This is a genomic window from Micromonospora sp. NPDC023966 (genome assembly GCF_040639095.1).
Classification (GTDB): Bacteria; Actinomycetota; Actinomycetes; order Mycobacteriales; family Micromonosporaceae; genus Micromonospora.
The window spans coordinates 52,309-69,668 of sequence record NZ_JBEZZJ010000006.1 but is presented as its reverse complement, the minus strand read 5'-3'; the positions used below and the strand labels follow the sequence as shown (position 1 = coordinate 69,668).

Below are 17,360 nucleotides of genomic sequence, written 5' to 3'. Positions count from 1 at the left end.
CACGTTTGCCACCCCGCTGATGGTCGGTCCCGGTCAAGGGCAATAATGACCGCGTGACTGCGGCCCCAGCCATTGACAAGAGCCGGATCCACTCCCTGACCCGACCCAACATGGTCAGCGTCGGGACGATCGTGTGGCTCTCCAGCGAACTCATGTTCTTCGCGGCGCTGTTCGCGATGTACTTCTCCATCCGCGCTGCGGCGCCGGAGCAGTGGGAGAAGCACACCGAGATCCTCAACATCCCCTACGCGACCACCTTCACGGTGATCCTGGTGTTGTCCTCGGTGACCTGCCAGCTCGGTGTCTTCGCGGCCGAGAAGGGTGACGTCCACGCCCTGCGTCGGTGGTTCACGATCACCTTCGTGATGGGTCTGATCTTCGTGCTCGGCCAGGCGAACGAGTACCGCAACCTGGTGCACGAGGGCGTCAAGATCAACGAAGACGGTTACGGGTCGATGTTCTACCTGACCACCGGCTTCCACGGTCTGCACGTGACCGGCGGTCTGGTCGCGTTCATCATCTTCATGGTCCGCACCACCATGGGCCGGTTCACCCCGGCGCAGGCGACCTCGGCGATCGTCGTGTCCTACTACTGGCACTTCGTCGACGTCGTGTGGATCGGGCTCTACGCCATGATCTACTGGCTTCAGTGATCTTGGCGCGTCACACATCGCGCCGCTGCTCCGTCCCCTGAGACAAGGTCCAACCGGTTAAGGACACAGGTCATGACTTCTGACAACGACCGCCGACGCGGTCTGCTCGCGCGGCTGCGCGGGCGGCCCGTAGCGCGCAGCAGGGGCCGCCGCCGGCTGGGTGCCGCGGTCCGGCTGGCCGCCGCGCTGATGCTGGCCGGCGGCGCCTACACCGTCTTCGCCCCCGGCGTGCAGGCGCAGGACAACCCGCCCCTGAGCGCCGCCGCCAACGAGGGCAAGGCGCTGTTCGACGTGAGCTGTGTGACCTGTCACGGTCGCAACGCCCAGGGCGTCGAGGGACGTGGTCCGAGCCTGATCGGCGTCGGGTCGGCCTCGGTCGAGTTCCAGGTCAGCAGCGGTCGGATGCCCCTGGCCCGGCAGGAAGCCCAGGCCATGCGGAAGCCCCCGCAGTTCACCGACGAGCAGGTGCGCCAGCTCGGCCAGTACATCCAGGAGCTCGGCGGCGGCCCGCAGGTGCCGCAGGGTGACCTGCGCGAGGGCGCGAACCTCTCCACCGGTGGTGAGCTGTTCCGGATCAACTGCTCGCAGTGCCACGCCTTCGGGGCCGGCGGCGGCGCCCTCTCCTCGGGCAAGTACGCGCCGAGCCTGAAGCCGGCCAGCGACCGGCAGATCTACGCCGCGATGCTGAGCGGCCCGCAGAACATGCCGGTGTTCGGCGACAACCAGATCACTCCGGAGCAGAAGGCGGACATCATCGCCTACATCCAGGAGACCCTGAAGGAGAACCAGGACCAGGGCGGTTTCAACCTGGGCCGGTACGGCCCGTCGACCGAGGGTCTCGCGATCTTCCTGGTCGGCATCGTCGCGCTGGTCTTCGCGAGCCTGTGGATTGCGGGCAAGTCGTGACCGGGCGGATCATTCGTTTCAGTGCTGTGGCGCCGACCCCCGGCGCCACCCGTAGCGAGGTGACGGAATGAGCACCCACACCGAGCCGCAGGCCCCGCAGGGCCGGGAGCCGCTCGACGTGAACGACCCGCGGCTCTCCCGGTTCGAGATCGTCCAGGAGGGCGCGCGGCGGGACGACATCGAGATCGTCCACTACGAGCCGCAGGTGGTCGCCGGCAGCAAGGCGGAGCGCCGGCTGACCCGCACGGTCGCCTCGATGTTCCTGCTGACCGGCGCCGCCGCCACCGCGTTCCTGGTCATCTACATCTGGTGGCCGTGGAAGTGGGAGGCCGGCCGCGGCGGCGACAAGTTCTACACCCCGCTGCTCGGCGTGACCCTCGGCATCGCCCTCCTCGCCGTCGGCTTCGGCATCCTCACCTGGGGCAAGAAGCTGCTGCCCAAGGAGGTGTCGATCCAGGACCGGCACGACCAGCCGGGTTCCCCGGAGGACCGCCGGATCACCGGTGAGACCATGGTCTACATGGCCGACGAGCTCGGGGTGAAGCGCCGGCCGCTGCTCGGCCTCTCGCTCCTCGCCGGCCTGGCGCCGGTCGGCGCGGTCGTCGCGGCGCCGCTGGTCGGTGGCCTGATCTCGCACCCGCACAAGAACAACCAGATGTTCACCACCGGCTTCGCGCCGGCCGAGGGCGGCGAGCGGATCCGGCTGGTCCGCGAGGACGGCCGGCCGATCCGCCCGGCGGACGTCAGTGTCGGCGGCCAACTCACCGTGTTCCCGGGCATCGACGGCGGCGTGAGCAACAAGCACGCCGACTCGCCGACCCTGCTGATCCACCTGCGCGAGGACGACGCGCAGAAGTCGCGCGCCGCCAACGAGCGCAAGGGCCACGGCGACTTCATGTGGGGCAACTTCGTCGCGTTCTCCAAGATCTGCACGCACGCCGGATGCCCGGCCAGCCTCTACGAGCAGCAGACCAACCGGCTGCTCTGCCCCTGCCACCAGTCGCAGTTCCTCATCACCGACAACGCCATGCCGGTCTTCGGCCCGGCGAACCGGCCGCTGCCGCAGCTGCCGATCGAGGTGGACGAGGAGGGCTTCTTCGTGGCGAGGTCCGACTACACCGAAACCATCGGTCCCGACTTCTGGGAGCGGCCATGAAGCGCCGAAAGTTTGATGCGGCCGCGTTGCCGGCCAAAACCGCCGGAGCGGTGGACGACCGCTTCCAGGTGGCCACCCCGCTGCGCAAGCTGCTGAACAAGGTCTTCCCGGACCACTGGTCCTTCCTGCTGGGCGAGATCGCGCTCTTCTCGTTCATCGTCCTGCTGCTGACCGGTGTCTTCCTGACCTTCTTCTTCGAGCCGTCGATGACCGAGGTGGTCTACGACGGCAGCTACGCGCCGCTGCGGGGCACCCCGATGTCGGCCGCGTACGCCTCCAGCCTGGACCTGTCGTTCGACGTCCGGGGCGGTCTGATCATGCGGCAGATGCACCACTGGGCGGCGCTGCTGTTCATGGCCGCGATCGTGGTGCACATGCTCCGGGTCTTCTTCACCGGCGCGTTCCGCAAGCCGCGTGAGACGAACTGGATCATCGGCTCGCTGTTGTTCTGGGTCGGCTTCCTGGCCGGCTTCACCGGCTACTCGCTGCCGGACGACGGCCTCTCCGGCACCGGTCTGCGGATCGCCTCCGGCATCATGCTGTCGATCCCGGTGATCGGCTCCTGGGTCACCTCGTCGGTCTTCGGCGGGGAGTTCCCGGGCACCATCATCATCAGCCGCTTCTTCATCGCCCACGTGCTGCTCATCCCGGGTCTGCTGGTGGCGCTGATCAGCGTCCACCTGGGCCTGGTCTTCAAGCAGAAGCACACCCAGTGGCCCGGTCCCGGCCGGACCAACGAGAACGTGGTCGGCGAGCGGATGTTCCCGCGCTACGCGCTCAAGCAGGGCGGCTTCTTCATGGTCGTCTTCGGCGTGATCGCGATGATGGGCGGCCTGTTCCAGATCAACCCGATCTGGTACTTCGGCCCGTACGAGGCGTGGGTGGTCTCGGCCGCCAGCCAGCCCGACTGGTACGTCATGTTCCTCGACGGCTCGACCCGACTCATGCCGGCGTGGGAGATCAGCATCCCCCTCGGGGACGGCTACGTCATCCCGCCGCTGTTCTGGCCGACCGTGGTGCTGCCGGGAATCCTGGTGATGATCTCCCTGTTCTATCCGTTCCTGGAGGCCCGCCACCTCAAGGACTACAAGCACCACAACCTGCTCCAGCGGCCCCGGGACACCCCGGCCCGCACCGCGGCGGGTGCCATGGCGGTCGGCTTCTTCCTGGTCCTCACGCTCTCCGGCGGCAACGACGTCATCGCCGACAAGTTCCACATCAGTTTGAACGCGATGACCTGGGCCGGCCGGATCGGCCTGCTGGTCGTCCCGCCGCTGGCCTACTACGTCACCTACCGGTTCTGCCTGGGCCTGCAGCAGCACGACCGGGAGGTGCTGGCCCACGGCGTGGAGACCGGCATCATCAGGCGGCTGCCCGACGGCCGGTTCGTCGAGGTCCACCAGCCGCTAACCCCGGTCGACGGGCACGACGGGCACGGCCCGGCGCTGGACTACGCCGGCTGGGTGGTGCCGAAGAAGATGAACCGGCTCGGCGCGCTCGGCCCGGCCATCCGGGGCTTCTTCTACCCGATCGAGCGGCCGGCCGAGGCGCCGGTCTCGCCGGGTCACCCGCCGGTCGAACCCCGACCGGAGCGGGAGGAGATCACCAGCGGCGAGAGCCGCCGCTGACCCGCCCGGATACGACTGACCGTGGCGCCCGCCGGATCACCCGGCGGGCGCCACGGCCGTTTCCGGCCCAGCCGTCCCGTTCCGCCCGCCGGACGCCGGTCGGCCCCGCTCCGGTGTCCCGCCACCCCCTGACACGGACGGGTGGAATCGCAGGAATAACCCCGGTCAGCCGGGTATCCGTGCGGTCCAACGTCTCAAGGGGGGGAAAGCATGTTGGGAATCAAACGTCTGGGCCTGCTGGCCGCGCTGGTGCTCGTGGGACTGGCACCAGCCGCCGCGGCCCAGGCCGCGGCCCAGCCGTCAACGCAGGACACCCAGTATCTGCAGGCGGTGCACCAGGTCAACCTGTTCGAGATCACCGCGGGTAACCTGGCGCAGCAGAAGGGCCAGAATCAGCAGGTCAAGGACCTGGGCAAGATGTTCGTGACGGACCACACCCAGCTGGACCAGACGGTGCAGTCCACCGCCCAGCAGCTCAACGTCCAGCTGCCGGCCGACCCGACCGCCGACCAGCAGCAGGTCCTCGACCGGCTGAACAACCTCAGCGGCGCCGAGTTCGACAAGGCGTGGGTGACCGCTCAGTTGGCCGGCCACGTCCAGGCCATCCAGGCCACCCAGACCGAGATCTCGCAGGGTTCCGAGCAGTCGGTGGTCCAGATCGCCCAGGACGCCCTGCCGGTCCTCCAGGCGCACTACGACGCGCTGGTGGCCCTGGCCCAGACCCTGGGCGTCCCGGTCCCGCAGACCAGCGCCAGCGGCACGCCCGCCCCGGGCGGCTCCGGCACGGAGTCGCCGGCTCCGGGCGGCACCGGCACCGAGGAGCCCGGTCCGGGCACCACGGAGACCCCGGCGCCCGGCCAGAGCTGACGCGTACGGCCCACGGTGGCCGGTCCACCCCGCGGGTGGACCGGCCACCCGCGTACGGGTCAGTCGGCGTTGGCCAGCCCGATCGCGAACGCCTCCTCCAGGTCGTGCTGCGAGTAGGCGCGGAACGCGATGTGGGACTCGGTGTTGATCACCCCGGGCACCTTGGAGATGCTGCCGGCGATGACCTGGGCGATCTGCTCGAACTCGCGGACCCGGACCATGGCGATCAGGTCGACGTGCCCGGCCACCGAGTAAACCTCGCTGACGCCGGGCAGGTTGGCGAGCGTCTCGGCCACCTCGGGGATGGAGTCGGTGGCGCAGTCGATCAGCACGATCGCGGTGATCACGGGACATTTCTCCGTTCGTCGACGTCGAGGCCCATGCTAAGGGCTGCGGGGGTCACCGGGCCGCCGGGACGGTCAGGTCAGCGCCGGCCCGGATCACGCCGCGGAGGCGTTCCCCCGCGGCGACCGTCGCGCCGGGCCACACGACCGACTGGTCCACCGCGCCGTGCACCACCGCGCCCGCCCCGATCACCGAGCGGGTCACCTGCCCCTCCACCCTGGCGGACGGGTCGACCAGGCCGCCGGGGCCGGCCGCGTGCAGGTTGGCGGCCAGGTAGTCGGCCGGGGTGCCGGTGTCGTAGAAGGTGCCCCGGTAGGGGACCACGGTGAGCGCGCCGGCCGCCTCCGCCGGCCGCCAGACCGCCCGGACCAGGTCGCCGAAGCTCGCAGGCAGGTCCCGGACCAGCCGCCAGGGCAGCAGCGAGAACCCCACGAACCGGTGGCCGCCGAAGGTGCCGGGGGCCGCCGGGTCGTCCGCCGGCTGGCCGAGCAGGCGTACGCTCCGCCCGTCCCAGCCGTCCAGCAGCGCCGCCACGTCCGGCCCCGGCGGGACGCCCGGATCGACGAGGTACGCGTCGGCGTTGCCGACCAGCACCCCCCGCCCGGCGATCCAGTCCCGCAGGTTGCCCACCCCGCCGGCGGTGCCGAGCGGGTCGCCCGGCTCGACCGACAGGTGCGCCCGGTCGCCCACGTGGGCCACCACCTGCCCGCCGAGGTAGCAGGCGTTCACCGCGACCCGGTCCGGCCCGGACAGGCCCAGCCCGGCCAGCCGGTCCAGCGCCCGGTCGAGCAGCGGCACGTTGCCGACCGGGCAGAGCGCCTTCGGCAGGTGCTCGGTGAGCGGACGCAGCCGGGTGCCCTCGCCGGCGGCGAGCACCACCGCACAGACCTCCACGGCGGCCCGCCAGCCGGGCCCGGTCGCCGCCCCGGAGGCGGTCACGCGGCCGGTGGCGCCGCCGGCGGGACCTCGCCGGCGTGCGGGCCGATCCCGTAGTACCGGAGCAGGTTGGCGGTGGCCCGGCTCAGCCGGGGCAGGTCGTCCAGCGGGTGCCAGGCGGCCTCGAAGACCTCGGCGCCGTCCACGGTCAGGTCGGTGCGGGAGGCGGGCACCTCGGCCTCGAAGACCACGTCCACCCAGCCCTTGGCGTGCACCACGGCGTTCGGCACGGCCGGACGGAGCCGGTCGGGGGAGAGCCGGATGCCGGACTCCTCGTACAGTTCGCGGGCCGCGCCCACCACCGGCGCCTCGCCCCGTTGCAGCAGCCCGGCCGGGAGGGTCCAGCTGTGGCCGGGCGGCTGGCGCAGCAGCAGGATCCGCCCCGCCCCGTCGGCCTCGGTGTCCCGGACCAGGGTGACCGCGCCGACGATGTACTTCGGCACGGCGAGCCGGACCAGCCGGCGCCGCAGCGGGACCGGGAGCCGGTAGAAGATCTGGTAGCCGAGGGCCCGTCCGGTGGCACGCGCGCGGGGGATCATGCCTGTAAGGCTAGTTGCCGGGCGGCCCCGGCGGATGAGCGGAGTTCGGCTACTGCCGGTGGTCGACCAGATCGATCAGTTGCCGGACCACCGTGTCCGGCTCCACCGTGCGGTCGAAGACCGCCACCAGGAGGGTCTCCAGGTCGGGGTAGCCCAGTTCCTCGGAGAGCCGCAGCAGCGGCAGGTCGCTGGCCAGGCCCCGGTCGTGCTTGCGCAGCGCTAGGCCGATGGTGGCCCGGCCGAGGCGTACCTTGTCGGCGATCGAGATGCCCGGCTCGGTGTGCTCGGCGAACCAGCGGTTGATCTGCATCTGGGCGTGCGGGGACTTGACGAAGCCGAGCCACTCCCGGCGCGGCCCACGCGGCGCCACGTCGACCTCGAAGCCACTCTCCGCGTCGCTCTCGGTGAAGATCTCCACCACGTCGCCCTCCTCCAGTTCGGAGGAGAGCGGGGCCAGCCGGCCGTTGATCCGCGCGGCGAGGCAGTGGTCGCCCCGCTCGGTGCCCAACTCGTAGGCGAGGTCGACCGGGGTGGCCCCGGCCGGCAGCACCACCTGCCGCCCGTCGGCGACCACCTGGATCTGCGCCTCGGCCAGGTCGCAGCGGAGCGACTCCATGAACTGGATGGGGTCGACCGTCTCCTGCTCCCAGTCGAGCACCCGGCGCAGCCAGGCCAGCTCGTCGGACCGGTCGGCGGCCCGGCCGGTGGCGCGCGGGAAGCGGTAGTGGGCGGCGACCCCGTATTCCGCCGCGCGGTGCATCTCCTCGGTGCGGATCAGCACCTCGACGGTCCGGTCCTGCGGACCGCAGACGCTGGTGTGCAGGGACCGGTAGAGGTTGTTCTTCGGCGAGGCGATGAAGTCCTTGAAGCGGCCCGGCACCGGCCGCCAGAGCCCGTGCACCGCGCCGAGCGCGGCGTAGCAGTCGGTCGCCGGGCCGTCCACCACGATGGCGATGCGGGGTAGGTCGTACGGGGCGGCGTGGTCGCCGGCCACCGTGTCCTTCCAGATCGAGTAGAGGTGCCGGGGGCGGGGGCCCACCTCGGCATCCACCCGGCTGCGGCGCAACGCCACCCGCGTCTTCGCCACCACGTCGTCGAGGTAGGCGTCCCAGCCCGGCCGGTCGTGCACGAACCGGGCGATCCGCGCGTGCTCCTCCGGCTGCAGGTGCAGCAGCACCACGTCGTCCAGTTCGCGTTTGAGGGTCTGGATGCCCAGCCGGTCGCAGAGCGGGACGAGCACCTCCTGGGTCTTGCGGGCGATCCGCTCCCGGGAGGCGGCCGAGCGGACCCCGAGGGTGCGCATGTTGTGCAGCCGGTCGGCCAGCTTGATGATCAGCACCCGGACGTCCTTGCCGGCCGCCACGATCATCTTGCGCACGGTCTCCGCCTCGGCGGCCTTGCCGTAGAACGCCTTGTCGAACTTGGTCACCCCGTCGACCAGGTGGGCCACCTGACGCCCGAAGTCCTCCTGGAGCGCCTGGAGGGTGTAGCGGGTGTCCTCCACCGTGTCGTGCAGCAGCGCGGCGACCAGGGTGGTGGTGTCCATGCCGAGGTCCGCGCAGATCTGGGCGACCGCGAGCGGATGCGTGATGTACGGCTCGCCGCTCTTGCGGAACTGGCCCCGATGCATGTTCTCGGCGATCGTGTAGGCCCGCCGCAGCACTGACGCGTCGGCGCTGGGATGGATGCCGCGATGGGCGCGGACCAGCGCGGTGACCGGGTCGTTGTCGGTGGTGGGCCAGGTGAGCAGGGAACGCAGCCGACGGGAGAGCGGTAGCTCGGCGGGCTGGGTCGGGAGGGCGCCGCCCAGGGCGGCGCCGTGTCCGGCGTCGACGTCCACCTGGGACACCTCCTCACCCCGGCCCCGGGTCGCCGGGACCGGCGACCGGGAGCAGGCCCGCGAATCGGGCAGGACTGCACTTCTCTAACAGCCTAAGGGAGTCGACGTAGTCCGATCGGACACTTGGTCATGAGCGTTCGGTTGAGAGTTGGCGGGATCCGGCGTTCTCCGCCTTGGTCAGGAGGTCCCGGAACCGGCCCGCGCCGGCGACCGGCGAGGCCCACCCGGCCGAAATCTCCACCAGCCGGGTCTCCGGTCGCTCCAACCAGGACAGGATCCGCTCGGTCTCCTCCGCGGTGGCGGCCGGCACCGGGCCGTGCCCGGGCAGGACCGTCTCGGCGGTGGCCCGGATGGCGGCGATGGTCGGTCGCGGGTGGACACCCGGCGGGGACACCCCGGCCCCGGCCAGCCGGCCGTGGCGGACCAGGGCCAGCTCCCAGCCGCCCCGGGCGGCCGGACGGGCGGCGGCCAGCTCGGCGATGCCGGTCAGTGCGGCCAGCCGCTGCATCCGGACGGCCGCGCGGAGGACCGCGGCCAGCCGGCTGCGGACGACCGCGGCCTCCTCGTAGCGCTGGGCGGCGGAGAGCACCTCGATCCGGGCCAGCAGGGCGTCCACCACCACCTGCGGGTCGTCCCGCGTGGCGGTGCGGAACGGGACGGCGGCCCGGTCGTCGTACTCCTCCGGGGTGATCCGGTGTTCGCAGGGCGCCGGGCAGCGACCCAGCTCGGCCAGCGCGCAGGCCGGCATGGTGGTGCGCCGGGACAGCCGGTGGGTGCACTGGCGCAGCGGCACCGCGTCGTGGAACCCGGCGGCGGCCAGCTCGGCGGCCTGCTTGGACCGGAACGGGCCGAGGTAGGCCGAGTCGGTGGGGGCGAGATCGCGCACGATCGACAACCGCGGGTAGGCCTCGTCGGTCAGCTTCAGCCAGACCTGCCGTTCCGGGTACTTCGACCGCCGGTTGTACGGCGGCGCGTGCGCGGCGATCAGCCGCAGCTCGCGCACCTCGGCCTCCAGCGAGTGGGCGCACTCGACCGCCTCCACCCGCTCGGCGGCGGCCAGCATCTCGGAGATCCGGGCCCGCTTCTCGGCCGCGGTGAAGTAGCTGCGCACCCGGGTGGCGATGTCGCCGGAGGTGCCGACGTAGAGCGGCCGGTCGTCGGCGGCCCGGAAGATGTAGACCCCGGGCACCTTCGGCAGCCCGTCGGCGAGATGCCGCTTGCGGCGCTGCGTCGGGGTGACCGCCCGCGCGAACTCGATGGCCTCGCCGACGGTGTCCACCCGGTGCCCGCCGAGCCGGCCGATCAGCCCGTGCAGCACGTCGACGGTGGCCTTGGCGTCGTCCAGCGCGCGGTGGGTCGGCTGGGTGGCGGTGCGGAAGTAGGCCGCCAGGGTGCCCAGCTTGCGGTTGGGTACCTCGTCGCGGGTCAGCACCCGGCGGGCCAGCGCGGCGGTGTCCAGCACCCGGGGGTTGGGCCAGGAGTGGCCGTGCCGGGCGCAGGCGGCCTTGAGGAAGCCCACGTCGTAGGGGGCGTTGTGGGCCACCAGGACGGCGTCGGAGATGAACTCCAGGAAGCTCGGCAGCACCTGCTCGATCGGCGGGGCGGGGAGCAGCATGGCTTGGGTGATCCCGGTCAGCACGGTGATGAACGGCGGGATCGGCACCCCCGGGTTGACCAGGGTGGCCAGCACGCCCAGCTCCTCGCCGCCGCGCACCTTCACGGCGCCGATCTCGGTGATCCCCCCGCCGTCCGGCGCACCGCCGGTGGTCTCCAGGTCGACCACCACGAAGGTGGTCGCGTAGAGCGGCAGCGCGGGGTCGACCCCCGTGCCCGCCACCCGGTCCAGGCCGGCCAGCGACTCCTGGACGTACTCCGCTCGCGTCACCCGCGGCACGCTAGCGGCGGGGTCCGACACTCCCGTCCCAGCAGTCCCAGCCGTTACCACGGAGCTAGGATGAGAGATCGGCTCACTCACCGGGCGGTGGGCCCGTTCGGGGTGGGAGACTTGCCACATGCCCCTCACCGAGCCGCACCACGACCACTCCTCCCCGGAGGAGCCGGTGGTCGGCGCGCAGGACGCCGGTGAGAGCCCGTCGGCCCCGCCCGAGCCGGAGCCGACCCTGCCCGAGCCGGTCCGGCAGCGGATCGTGGCGCTCACCGCCGCGGTGCTGCCCGGGCTGGCCGCCGACGAGGTGCCGGTGCCGCTGCGCCGGGTGGCCAAGTTCGCCCCCAACCGGCGCGCCCGGCTCGGCGCCCCGGCCATCGCCGCCCAGCTCACCGCCGACCCGCTGTTCCGGCAGCGGATCACCGCCCGGGTGCTCGCCGACGCCGGCGACCTGGGCGCGGCCGTGGTGGAGGGGACCGCCCCGGCGGCGGCCGACCCGGTCGAGGTGGCCGCCCTGGCCTACCTGGCCCGGCCGCGGGGCTGGCGGGAGCTGATCGAGGCGAGCGGCGCCGCGGTGCGCGCCGAGGCGGACAGCGCCGTGGTGGCCGAGCTGGTCCGCGAGGCCGAGCAGCGGGCCACCCGCGCCGAGCACGACCGGGCGGTGGCCCGGGTGGAGGCGGAGAAGCTCCGCGACGAGCTCGCCCGGGTCCGCGAGGAGCTGGGCCAGCTCCGCGAGGAGGCCCGGCAGCTTGCGCGTACCCTCCGGGAGACCCAGGCCCGGGAGCGCAGGGCCACTGAGATGCTGGCCACCGAGCGGGGCCGGGCCGCCCGCGCGGCGGCCGACGCGGACGCCGAGCTGCGCCGCGCCCGGGCCCGGCTGGCCGAGGCGGAGGCCGCGGCCGGGGCGGCCCGGGTCAGCGCCAAGGAGGCCCGCTCGGTCGACGAGGCGAGGCTGTGGCTGCTGCTGGAGACGATCGGGCAGGCCGCGGTCGGGCTCCGCCGCGAGCTGGCCCTGGACCCGGTGGAGAAGCTGCCCGCCGACTTCGTCGCTGACGCGTTCGCCGACCAGACGGGCGCCGCCCCGGCCGGGGCCGCCGCCCGGGCCCGGGACACCGACGACCCGGCCCGGCTCGACCAGCTGCTCGCCCTGCCCAAGGCGCACCTGGTGGTTGACGGCTACAACGTCACCAAGCGCGGCTTCGGCGAGATGTCGCTGGAGCAGCAGCGCAAGCGGCTGATCAGCGGGCTGGGCGGGATCGCCGCGCAGACCGGCGACGAGGTCACCGTGGTCTTCGACGGCGCCGAGCGGATGCACGGGCTGCCGCCCACGCCGCGCGGGGTGCGGGTGCTCTTCTCGCACAAGGGGGAGACCGCGGACGAGCTGATCCGCCGGCTGGTCCGCGCCGAGCCGGCCGGGCGGCCGGTGGTGGTGGTCTCCTCCGACCGCGAGGTCGCCGACGGGGTACGCCGGCACGGCGCCTACCCGCTCGGAGCCGACTCGCTGCTGCGGCGGCTCGCCCGCTCCTGACGCGCGATGATCGGATTCGGGGTGGGTACTGCCTCGTTGTCCGGTTCTGTCATACCCCCGGCCTAGCCTCGTGGTGACCGACGGTGGTGGGCTCCTCTCCTGTCCGCCACCGGCGACAGCGTCAGGAGGCGTTGATGCTCATCGACTGCGACACCTGCGGGATCCGCGGCGCCGGGTGCTCCGGCTGCCTGGTGACCGCGTTGCTCGACACCGGCTCCGCGGCGGCCGACCTGGGCCCCGCCGAGCACCGGGCGATCGAGGTGTTCGCCCGGGCCGGGTTCGAGGTGCAGGTGCTGCCCGCCCCGCCCGCTCCCCGGCGGCCGGTCCGCCGCCGCCGGGTCGCCTGATCCCCCACGGCACCGCGGCCACCCGGCGCCCGCCGGGCCTTAGGATGGGCCCTCACGGCGGGAGGGGAGCGGCATGACGCGGGTACGGCGCGACGGGGTGTTGCGGTGACCCCGCGCGGCTGGGCGGTGCTCACCCTGGCCGGGCTGGCCGTCGCGCTGGTCGTCGCCGGGGCGCTGCTGATCCCGTGGCACCGGCCGCCGGCGCCCCGCACCGACCAGCTCGCGGCCCTGCGGGCGCTCCCGGTCGAGCAGGTGGCCCGGGGCCGGGCGTTCCACGGCGCGCTGCGCCCGGCCGGCTGGTCGGCGCTCGCCGTCGGCCTGGTGGTGGCCCTGCTGCTCGGGCTCACCCCGCTCGGCGGCCGCCTGGTCGAGCTGGCCGGCCGGCCCTTCGGCGGCCACTGGGCCGCCCAGGCGGTGCTCGGCGGGCTGGCCGTGATGTTCCTCGCCGACCTGCTCACCCTGCCCTTCGCCGCCTGGCGGCAGACCGTGCTGACCCGCTACGGGCTGAGCACCCAGGGCTGGGGCGGCTGGGCGGTCGACCTGCTGAAGTCGTACGCGGTCAGCGCGGTCATCGGCGCGCTCGTCCTGCTCGGCTTCTACTCGGTGGTGCGGCTCGCCCCGCGCTGGTGGTGGGCCTTCGGCGCGGCCGGGGCGGCCGGGCTGGTGGTGCTGCTGTCGTTCGTGCTGCCGGTGCTGGTGGAGCCGGTGTTCAACCGGTTCACCCCGATGGAGCCCGGCCCGCTGCGCACCGAGCTGACGAGCCTGGCGGCCCGGGACGGGGTGCCGGTGCGCGACGTGCTGGTCGCCGACGCCTCGCGGCGGACCCGGGCGGTCAACGCGTACGTCTCGGGGCTGGGGCCCACCCGGCGGGTGGTGGTCTACGACACCCTGCTGCGCGAGGCGGATCCGGCGGAGGTGACCAGCGTGGTCGCCCACGAGCTGGGGCACGCCAAGGACCGCGACGTCTGGACGGGCACGCTGGTCGGGGCGCTCGGCGCCGCCGCCGCGGTGGTCGCCCTCTACCTGATCGGCTCCTGGACACCGCTGCTGCGGCTGGCCGGGGTCGACTCGATCGCCCAGCCCCGGGCCTTCCCGCTGCTGATCGCGCTGGTCACCGTGGCGGGCCTGGTGGCCACCCCGGTGCAGGCGCTGGTCTCCCGCCGGGTGGAGGCCCGAGCCGACGCGCACGCGCTGGCGCTCACCGGCGACCCCGCCACCTTCGAGGCGATGCAGCGGCGGCTGGCCGGGGTGAACCTGGCCGACCCCGACCCGCCCCGCTGGGAATACCTCTGGTCCGCGTCCCACCCGTCCACCGTGGAGCGGATGGCCGCCGCCCGCGCCTACGCCAGGGAGACCGGCGGATGAGCCGCACCTTGCTGATCACCAACGACTTCCCGCCGCGCCCCGGCGGCATCCAGTCGTTCGTGCACAACCTGGCGGTGCGCCAGCCCCCGGGCTCGGTGGTGGTCTACGCGTCGAGCTGGCGGGGCGCGGCAAAGTTCGACGCCGACCAGCCGTTCGAGGTGGTCCGCGAGCGCACCAAGGTGCTGCTGCCCACCCCGCTGGTGGCCCGCCGGGCGGCGCGGCTGGCCCGGGCGTACGACTGCGACACGGTGTGGTTCGGTGCGGCGGCCCCGCTGGGGCTGCTCGCGGCGGGGCTGCGCCGGCGGGCCGGGATCCGCCGGGCGGTGGCGCTCACCCACGGGCACGAGGCCGGCTGGGCCACGCTGCCCGGCGCCCGGTCGGCGCTGCGCCGGATCGGCCGGGGCGTGGACGTCACCACCTACCTGGGCGAGTACACCCGGGTCCGGCTGGCCCGGGTGCTGGGCGGGATGACCGAGCTGCGCCGGCTCTCCCCGGGCGTCGACGTGGACACCTACCACCCGGACGTCGACGGCGAGCGGGTGCGGGTGCGGCTGGGGCTGGCCGACCGGCCGGTCGTGGTGTGCGTGTCGCGCCTGGTCCCGCGCAAGGGGCAGGACATGCTCATCCGGGCGATGCCGGAGATCCGCCGCCGGGTGCCGGACGCCGCGTTGCTGGTCGTCGGCGGCGGCCCCTACCGGGCGACGCTGCAGAAGCTGGCCCGGCAGACCGGGGTGGAGCGCGACGTGGTGTTCACCGGCTCGGTGCCCACGGCCGAACTGCCCGCCCACTACGCCGCCGGCGACGTCTACGCGATGCCCTGCCGGACCCGCAACCGCGGCCTGGACGTCGAGGGCCTGGGGATCGTCTACCTGGAGGCCAGCGCCACCGGGCTGCCGGTGGTGGCCGGCGACTCCGGTGGCGCGCCGGACGCGGTCCGCGAGGGCGAGACCGGATACGTGGTCCGCGGCCGGGACGTCGCCCAGCTCGCCGACCGGGTGGCCACCCTGCTCGCCGACCGGGACCTGGCCCGCCAGCTCGGCGCGGCCGGCCGGTCCTGGGTGGAGCGCGAGTGGCGCTGGGAGACGCAGGCCGAGCGGATGGGGGCCCTGCTCGCCGACTGACTCGCGCGTGGTGGCCCCGGCGTCGTGCCGGGGCCACCACGTCGGAGCGGGGGATCAGCTCCGGACGAGAGCCGGCTCCGCCGGGACCGGCTGCGGTGACCGGCGGGCGAGCCGGCCCGGCCACCAGGTGCGCACCCCGAGGTCCAGGGTCAGCGCCGGGATCAGCAGGCTGCGCACCAGCAGGGTGTCGAGCAGGATGCCGACCGCCACGATCACGCCCATCTGCACCGACGGCACCAGCGGCAGCACCAGCAGCGCGCCGAAGGTTGCGGCCAGCACCACGCCCGCGCTGGTGATCACCCCGCCGGTGACCGTCAGTGCCCGCAGCACGCCCGGCCGGTGCCCGATCCGGCCGACCTCCTCCCGGGCCCGGGTCATCAGGAAGATCGTGTAGTCCACGCCGAGCGCCACCAGGAACAGGAACGCCTGCAACGGGACGCCGACGAAGAGCCGGGGGTGGCCGAGGGCGTCGAGCAGCACCCCGGCCGCCCCCATGGCCGCCGCGTACGACAGCACCACGCTGACCATGAGCAGCAGCGGCGCGATCAGCGACCGGAGCAGCAGCACCAGGATGACCAGGACGACCGCGAGCACCAGCGGGATGACCACCCGGTTGTCCCGGATCACCGTGTGCTCCTCGTCGAGCATGGTGGCGGTCCGCCCGCCGACCAGGGCCCGCGCGTCGGGCACCGCGTGCACGGCTGTCCGCAGCCGGGTCACCGTGTCGCGGGCGGCGTCGCTGTCCGGCGCGGCCGCGAGCACCGCCGGCACCCGGACCCACTGGCCGTCCGCCGAGCGCTCCGGCGTGCCCACCTCGGCGACGCCGGGCACCGCACGGGCGACGGCCACCACCTGGTCGGCCGTGCCGGCGGCGGCCAGGATCTCGGCGGGCGCGGCCGAGCCGCCCGGGTAGTGGGCGGCGATCAGCCGCTGCCCGGCGACCGAACCGACCTCGGTGGTGAACGACTCGTCGTCGGGCAGACCCAGGCTGAGGTTGCCGACACCCAGGGTCAGCGCGGCCAGCGCGGCGGCGGTGCCCAGCCAGACCGCCCGGGGCCGGCCGGCGACCAGGCCGGCGATCCGGCGCCACACCCCGTGGTCGGCCGCGTGGTCGCGGGTGTCGGCGCCGGGGTCGTACCGGGGCACGAACGGCCAGAACAGCCACCGCCCGCAGAGCACCAGCACCGCCGGCAGCAGGGTGGTCATGGCCAGCAGCGCCGCGGCGATGCCGACCGCGCCGACCGGGCCCAGGCCGCGGGTGGCGGGCAGGTCGGCCGCGAGCAGGCAGAGCAGTCCGACCGCGACGGTCGCCGCCGAGGCGCAGAGCGCGCCGGTCGAGCGGCGCAGCGCGGCCACCATGGCGGCGTGCCGGTCGGCGTGCCGGCGCAACTCCTCCCGGTAGCGGGCGATGAGCAGCAGGGCGTAGTCCACCCCGACGCCGAAGACCAGCACGGTGAGGATGGTCTGGCTCTGGAAGTCGACGGCCAGTCCGGCGTGCCGGGCCAGCAGGTAGACCACCGCCCCGGCGAGCTGGTTGGCGACGGCCACCGCGACCAGCGGGATCAGCCACAGCACCGGGCTGCGGTAGGTGACCAGCAGGAGCAGGGCGACGGTGAGCGCGGTGGCCAGCAGCAGCGCGCCGTCCATCCCGGAGAACGCGTCGAAGACGTCGTGCTCGGCGGCCGCGTCGCCGGTCAGCGCGGTCCGCAGCCCGGGTGGGGCGCCGTCGGCCAGCCGGTCCTTGAGCGCGTCGACCGCCTCGGCGCGCCGCTCGTCGTCGAGGCTGACCGGCAGGGAGAGCAGCAGGGCCCGATCGTCGGCGGCGGCCACCGGCGGGGACACCGCGCCGCCGTCGGCGTAGGCGGCGAAGGCGGCCCGGTCGGCCTCGACCCGGGCCCGGTCGGCCGGGGTGAGCCCAGTGTCGCGGACGTAGACGGCGATCGCGAGGGGGTGCCGCGAGCCGGGGAAGGCCGCCTCGGCGCGTTGCACGGCGCGGCTGCTCTCGGCGCCGGCCGGCAGCGCGCCGAGCGTCGAGTTGTCCTGCACCTCGCCGAGCTTCAGCGCGAGCGGGCCGGCCGCCACGAGCACCACCAGCCAGAGCAGGAGGACCGCGTATTTGCCGCGGCGGCCGGCGGGCAGGCCGGCCAGGCGTTGCGGGGACATGTGAGTTCCCTTTCGTCGTCACGGTTACGGGGTCGGCGACCCCGCTTCCGATCCTTCGGCCCGGTCCGGCGCGGGTCAGGG

The 17,360-nt window shown here is 73.7% G+C and carries 15 protein-coding genes; 9 read left to right on the top strand and 6 right to left on the bottom strand.

Annotation, left to right across the window (positions count from 1 at the left end):
* The first annotated feature begins 53 nt into the window (after positions 1-53).
* From AB0F68_RS11860 to AB0F68_RS11840, 5 genes are all read left to right on the top strand, one after another.
* Positions 54-653, top strand: coding sequence for a heme-copper oxidase subunit III (locus tag AB0F68_RS11860; RefSeq protein WP_357335535.1), 600 nt, complete (start codon positions 54-56; stop codon positions 651-653).
* Positions 654-725: 72 nt separating this feature from the next.
* Positions 726-1,559 (top strand): cytochrome c, encoded by an 834-nt coding sequence (locus tag AB0F68_RS11855; RefSeq protein WP_357335533.1) that lies wholly within the window; start codon positions 726-728, stop codon positions 1,557-1,559.
* Positions 1,560-1,626: 67 nt separating this feature from the next.
* Entirely contained in the window at positions 1,627-2,715 is a 1,089-nt protein-coding gene (locus AB0F68_RS11850; RefSeq protein ID WP_357335530.1) for a Rieske 2Fe-2S domain-containing protein, read from the top strand.
* Entirely contained in the window at positions 2,712-4,343 is a 1,632-nt protein-coding gene (locus AB0F68_RS11845; RefSeq protein WP_357335527.1) for a cytochrome b N-terminal domain-containing protein, read from the top strand. Before AB0F68_RS11850 ends, AB0F68_RS11845 begins: the two co-directional genes overlap by 4 nt.
* A gap of 210 nt (positions 4,344-4,553) precedes the next feature.
* The gene (locus AB0F68_RS11840; RefSeq protein WP_357335525.1) at positions 4,554-5,210 is read left to right on the top strand and encodes a DUF4142 domain-containing protein; all 657 of its coding nucleotides are present in this window, start codon (positions 4,554-4,556) and stop codon (positions 5,208-5,210) included.
* Positions 5,211-5,269: 59 nt separating this feature from the next.
* Here the strand turns inward: AB0F68_RS11840 and AB0F68_RS11835 are convergent, their stop codons facing one another.
* The 5 genes from AB0F68_RS11835 to AB0F68_RS11815 all read right to left on the bottom strand — a co-directional run bounded on the left by AB0F68_RS11835 (position 5,270) and on the right by AB0F68_RS11815 (position 10,755).
* Positions 5,270-5,557, bottom strand: a complete 288-nt coding sequence (locus AB0F68_RS11835) for an Lrp/AsnC ligand binding domain-containing protein (protein ID WP_091122500.1) — start codon at positions 5,555-5,557, stop codon at positions 5,270-5,272.
* Between the two features lie 52 nt (positions 5,558-5,609).
* Positions 5,610-6,494 (bottom strand): sugar phosphate nucleotidyltransferase, encoded by an 885-nt coding sequence (locus AB0F68_RS11830; RefSeq protein WP_357335522.1) that lies wholly within the window; start codon positions 6,492-6,494, stop codon positions 5,610-5,612.
* A complete protein-coding gene (locus AB0F68_RS11825; RefSeq protein ID WP_357335520.1) occupies positions 6,491-7,030 on the bottom strand; it encodes an NUDIX domain-containing protein in 540 nt (179 codons plus the stop codon). Before AB0F68_RS11825 ends, AB0F68_RS11830 begins: the two co-directional genes overlap by 4 nt.
* A gap of 49 nt (positions 7,031-7,079) precedes the next feature.
* Positions 7,080-8,870, bottom strand: a complete 1,791-nt coding sequence (locus tag AB0F68_RS11820) for a RelA/SpoT family protein (protein WP_357335922.1) — start codon at positions 8,868-8,870, stop codon at positions 7,080-7,082.
* Between the two features lie 127 nt (positions 8,871-8,997).
* Positions 8,998-10,755 (bottom strand): DEDD exonuclease domain-containing protein, encoded by a 1,758-nt coding sequence (locus AB0F68_RS11815; protein WP_357335518.1) that lies wholly within the window; start codon positions 10,753-10,755, stop codon positions 8,998-9,000.
* Positions 10,756-10,882: 127 nt separating this feature from the next.
* Between AB0F68_RS11815 and AB0F68_RS11810 the strand changes: the two genes are divergently transcribed.
* From AB0F68_RS11810 to AB0F68_RS11795, 4 genes are all read left to right on the top strand, one after another.
* Positions 10,883-12,283: an NYN domain-containing protein gene (locus tag AB0F68_RS11810; RefSeq protein WP_357335516.1), complete on the top strand. Its 1,401-nt coding sequence runs from the start codon at positions 10,883-10,885 to the stop codon at positions 12,281-12,283.
* 134 nt (positions 12,284-12,417) lie between these two features.
* The gene (locus AB0F68_RS11805; RefSeq protein ID WP_357335515.1) at positions 12,418-12,630 is read left to right on the top strand and encodes a hypothetical protein; all 213 of its coding nucleotides are present in this window, start codon (positions 12,418-12,420) and stop codon (positions 12,628-12,630) included.
* A 105-nt stretch (positions 12,631-12,735) separates the two neighbouring features.
* Positions 12,736-13,995 carry a M48 family metallopeptidase gene (locus AB0F68_RS11800; protein ID WP_357335513.1) on the top strand — a complete coding sequence of 420 codons (1,260 nt, stop codon included), beginning with the start codon at positions 12,736-12,738 and terminating at the stop codon, positions 13,993-13,995.
* The gene (locus AB0F68_RS11795; RefSeq protein ID WP_357335511.1) at positions 13,992-15,116 is read left to right on the top strand and encodes a glycosyltransferase family 4 protein; all 1,125 of its coding nucleotides are present in this window, start codon (positions 13,992-13,994) and stop codon (positions 15,114-15,116) included. Before AB0F68_RS11800 ends, AB0F68_RS11795 begins: the two co-directional genes overlap by 4 nt.
* 54 nt (positions 15,117-15,170) lie before the next feature.
* Here the strand turns inward: AB0F68_RS11795 and AB0F68_RS11790 are convergent, their stop codons facing one another.
* Positions 15,171-17,279, bottom strand: coding sequence for an MMPL family transporter (locus AB0F68_RS11790; protein ID WP_357335508.1), 2,109 nt, complete (start codon positions 17,277-17,279; stop codon positions 15,171-15,173).
* Positions 17,280-17,360 lie beyond the last annotated feature (81 nt).